At 43.8% G+C, this 4,395-nt stretch carries 5 protein-coding genes; all 5 read right to left on the reverse strand.

The window, feature by feature from the left end; all coding sequences use genetic code 11:
* Nucleotides 1–40: 40 nt before the first annotated feature.
* A complete protein-coding gene (locus B7C60_RS09990) occupies nt 41–346 on the reverse strand; it encodes a flagellar protein FliT (protein ID WP_099611526.1) in 306 nt (101 codons plus the stop codon).
* 1 nt (nt 347) lies between these two features.
* Entirely contained in the window at nt 348–2,306 is a 1,959-nt protein-coding gene (gene fliD, locus B7C60_RS09995) for a flagellar filament capping protein FliD (RefSeq protein WP_099611527.1), read from the reverse strand.
* 21 nt (nt 2,307–2,327) lie between these two features.
* On the reverse strand, nt 2,328–2,786 hold the full coding sequence (gene flaG / locus B7C60_RS10000) for a flagellar protein FlaG (RefSeq protein ID WP_099611528.1): 459 nt from the start codon (nt 2,784–2,786) through the stop codon (nt 2,328–2,330).
* A 75-nt stretch (nt 2,787–2,861) separates the two neighbouring features.
* The gene (locus B7C60_RS10005; protein ID WP_099611529.1) at nt 2,862–3,995 is read right to left on the reverse strand and encodes a flagellin; all 1,134 of its coding nucleotides are present in this window, start codon (nt 3,993–3,995) and stop codon (nt 2,862–2,864) included.
* Nucleotides 3,996–4,211: 216 nt separating this feature from the next.
* Nucleotides 4,212–4,395: hypothetical protein (locus B7C60_RS17235; protein WP_099611662.1), on the reverse strand; the 184-nt coding region annotated here is incomplete at its 5' end.

A 4,395-nucleotide genomic window follows, 5' to 3' on the forward strand; every position in this document is an offset into this window, starting at 1 on the left:
TTTTTTGTACGCCTGTAAAGAACCACGCATAGTCTTCCTCTTATAAAAACTTTTTGTATTGCTGAACTGATTTATTACCGTATCGATACTTTTTAAGGTTATTCCCCATCGATTGTGTCTTTTTCTGCATCAGTTCAACAAGGTGTTGTGTCTCTAAAATAGCACTCTGCCATTCAGTAGAGTGCGCAAATGAAGGATCTTCTGCCATATTCTTGAACAGTATTTCCAACACAGTTTCTCTTTTATCGACCAACAAGATAATTTCTTCAGTATTTATATCATCGGCCATCAATATTTTTTTGATTTGACGATTGATATCACATAATCGCTCAAGGGTCGTTTGCATATTACTGACCTAATGCATTCATCATGCTAGCAAGTTGAGACTGCATCTTCCCTGTTGCGTCTTGCATCGCTGAAAACTTTGCATGGGTTCGCTTTTCTAAGCCATCCATACGGCGATCCAACGCGTCTTGATCTTTGGACAAACGACGTGTTTGTTCCGATAAACTATTTTCTCGATTACGGATAGACCCAGTTGCCCCCGTCAAACCTTGAATGGCATCTTCTACTCGCTTAGCAAAGCCTTGGTTACCACCAAAAAACTCGCCAAGCTGAGTAAAATTAGTATTCAACTGGCGGTTAAGCATAGCATAGTTGATTTCTAACGTCCCTTGACGAGTCGTGGTAATCCCAAACTCTGTCAGGCTTTTTAAATTGGCAGGTGCTTGTTCAATCGGAGAAGAAAATACAGCTTTAAGACGAGAATCTGCGCTACGAACAATACTATCACCCGCTAGCGGGCCTGCCTGACCGGTGTTTGGGTTAACACCAGAGAGTTCTTTACTTATCTGATAAAACTGGTTGTAGGAAGCGACAAATTGCTCGATGTCCTGCCGAACACTATCACGATCATACTCGATATCAATTGCTGCAGGGGTTTGGCCCGGGTCAGTTTTTCCTTTCAAGGTTAAGTTGACCCCTTCAATGGCATTCTCAATCACATTATTATCACTGGATAATGTGGCAATACCATCGAGTAATACTTGAGAATCTTGCCCAGCTTGGACTTGAATCATGCCCTGATATGCATCAAAAGAATCCTGAGCTGATTTTAGTTCGCGTTGAACATTTTCCATAGCTTCCAAGGCTTCACGCTCTTCAACGGGAAGTTTGGCACGCTGCGCAGCTTTAGCCTCTTCCGGCGTTATTTTGCCGCTTTTTACCGCCTCATCAATAGCGGCTTTTTCACGCGCTAGTTTGGCATCCAGCTTGGCTTGTGCTTCTTTCGGCGTGACATAAGAGTCGGTTAATGTTCCTGAAGCTGTATTACTCCATCCTGGTACATCAGGCGCTTTGGCTAACGCTTTATCATCAAGTTCAGGCTCGGGTTCAGAATAAGAATCTAATAAGGTGCCTGAAGCGGTTTCTGTCCAGCCAGGAATTCGCTCTTCTGGCTTTAGATACCGGTTAACCTGTTCAGCGACTTTGATTTCTGAACTTTCCTCCCCCGCCACTTTATCGGCGAGCTGTTCGGTTTGAGTTTTTACTTGTTCATCAAGCTCTCGCGCTGCCTCACCAAGTTTATCGGCTACTTTGGCGGCTACCTTTTGTTGTTCTGGCGTTAAAGGTGCAAGTAACTGCTGAGCTTGGGCGCGAGCGGCTTCTAAATCTTTAATACGATCTTCGAGCGTTTTATATTCTAAGCGTTTTAGTGCGTTGTTTGATTCAGCATCTGCGCGAATTGAAAGGCGATTTTTCTCGCCAGAAAGATTAGAAGCAACAATCAGGCGTGGCCCTTGTACGTCATTAATAATCGAAGCACGCACACCGGGATTGTTTTTTTGATTATTAATGCCACGAACAACATCACTCAACGTAGCATTGTTCGTAACTTCAACGGTAAAACTTTTAGAACCTAAAGAAACTTGCAGCTTACCCGGACCAAACTTAGTCTCACTTGGAATGACTTCCGAGGCGACTTTATGGTTTTGGGCAAGCTGCAGCACATCGACAGCGTATTTACCCGCCATGGCTTCCGTATTTGCTGTTGCGGATATTACGTTATCGTTCGATGTGTCAACTTTTCGCACAGCGAACGCTTTCTCTTGACGAAAATTCGCCATGAGATGTTTCATCGTATCCAGCGACTCTCTAAGTCGCCCATAGGCACTAATACTGGTATCAATATCATTACGCTTATTATCAATGCTCTGCTGCTTGGGCACGCGCTCGGCATTGACAATGGTGCTGACAACATTATTGATATCAAAACCAGTGTTCATTCCCATTGGGCCTAAACTCATCCAATCACCTCAACAATACGATTACGCCTTGATCACCAGCAACCCCGATTTTGGGTGTTGCTCACGAGAAAGACGTCGCAAAACTTCAAGCATTTCTTCTTCTGGGATCTGACGAATAACATCGCCAGTCGCGGCTTCATATATCGTCACCACATCCCGTCCGGATTCTTCATCGACTCTGAACGACAATCCTTTATTGATCGAATTAACAAACTCATCCATTCGTTCAAGGATTTTTACTCGTTGCTCTTCATTTAAACGTTCCCGCTCATGGGTCTGTTTTATGGCTGTCTCTAACGCTTGTTGTTGACTGCGTTTAAGTTGTTCTGAAACTTGTTCGTGAGCCTTTTCAGACTCTCGAACCGAACGATAACCATTTTTTGAAGAAGCACTTTTTACGCTCTCGTTTTCCGAAGCAAATTTAATGCCACTTTGCGAGCCGTAAGGCTGGATGTTCGATGTGTAGGATGGAACTTCCATAACAATCTCCCTTCCACCTTCTTATAGATAACTCAACCTTGATTTAGTTACCCATGTTACTCATTTAACCTGAAATTACCCCAACAGGCTAAGAGCTGCAGATGGTGACTGCTTCGCTTGAGCCAAAACAGAGGTACTGGCTTGTTGCAATATTTGTGACTTAGTCATTGCAGTGGTTTCTTTCGCATAATCGGTATCTTTAATTCGACTACGAGAAGCATTCACATTTTCGTTAATGTTATCTAAGTTACTAATTGCATGGCCAAAACGGTTCTGGAACGCACCCAATTGTGCACGTTGGCTATCTACCGATTTTAAAGCACCATCAAGCAAGGCGATGGCTTCTTGTGAGCCTGCCACCGTCGTAACATCAATATCTTTGACCGTTACGTCTTGCCCTGCACCAAAACCTATTTCAGTCCCCAAATCACCACCAATGGTGACATCACCCGTGACTTTCTGCGACGAAGCAAACAACTGTAGTTTACCGTCTTCACTAACGGATGCTTGAATATCATCATTTTGACCATTAATGTAAGTCGCGACTTCTTCAAGATCATCACCCACTTTAGCGTTAATAGTAACGTTTTGTGCTTCCCCTTGCTTATCAGTATAACTCAAGGTAAGGTCGGTTGCGCCTGCTGAAACAGACCAGTCAGCGGCCTGTCCAGCGGTCGCACGATAAGCTTTTCCGCCCATTTCAGCGGTATCAGAACGCAAACTGCCCATGGTTAATGTCACCGCTTCGCCCGAATCAGCACCAATTTGGAAAGATTTACTACCAAAGGTACCATTCAGCAATCGGTTACCACCAAAAGAAGTACTTTCAGCAATACGATTAAGCTCGTCATTCAATGCGCCGACTTCTTCTTGGATAGCGAGACGCTCTGAACGAGAGTTAGAACCATTTGATGATTGAAGGGCCAGATCTCGCATACGTTGTAAGATATTGGTACTTTCATTCATCGCCCCTTCTGCAGTCTGTGCAATCGAAATACCATCGTTGGCATTTCGTACTGCGACATCCAAACCTCGACTTTGCGATGTTAAACGGTTGGAGATTTGTAAGCCTGCTGCATCATCTCGCGCACTGTTTATTTTGTACCCAGATGACAGGCGTTCCATTGATTTTTGCACACCCGCCGCCCCATTATTGAGGTAACGTTGTGCGGTCATCGCCGAAACGTTAGTGTTTACGTTAATTGCCATAGTATGATCTCCTTAGGCGATTGTTAGTGTTCTTCCGAGTCTCTCACCTCTCGTCCAAACACCTCATTTCTCTCGTATCCTTTAACGGCCTAGATTAGATATCCTTTAGCAAAAAATGCCTTATTTTTTTGTTTTTTTCTCTAAAACACAAAAGCGTGATCAGAATCAACATATCAAATACGGTGTATGACCTGGATTTGATCGATGAATCCATGATCAACGACGAATTGAAGATCGAATATTAGGGTCTGTTGACCTTTCGAGCTGATTTTTACAGCAGTTTGTGGTTTCTTTATACAAGACAGAGGCTTTGAAATGTAGTGGCTCTACCTGAGAAGCCGATAACACCGCAGAAAGGAGCCACAAATGCTGCCCGAAGGGTTCGGCTAAAAGTGTTTGA

This window comes from Vibrio fujianensis, from assembly GCF_002749895.1.
Lineage (GTDB): Bacteria > Pseudomonadota > Gammaproteobacteria > Enterobacterales > Vibrionaceae > Vibrio > Vibrio fujianensis.

Coding starts and splice junctions, on each gene's coding strand:
- B7C60_RS09990 (WP_099611526.1), bottom strand. CDS start 346: ATGCAAACGACCCTTGAGCGATTATGTGATATCAATCGTCAAATCAAA.
- fliD (WP_099611527.1), bottom strand. CDS start 2,306: ATGAGTTTAGGCCCAATGGGAATGAACACTGGTTTTGATATCAATAAT.
- flaG (WP_099611528.1), bottom strand. CDS start 2,786: ATGGAAGTTCCATCCTACACATCGAACATCCAGCCTTACGGCTCGCAA.
- B7C60_RS10005 (WP_099611529.1), bottom strand. CDS start 3,995: ATGGCAATTAACGTAAACACTAACGTTTCGGCGATGACCGCACAACGT.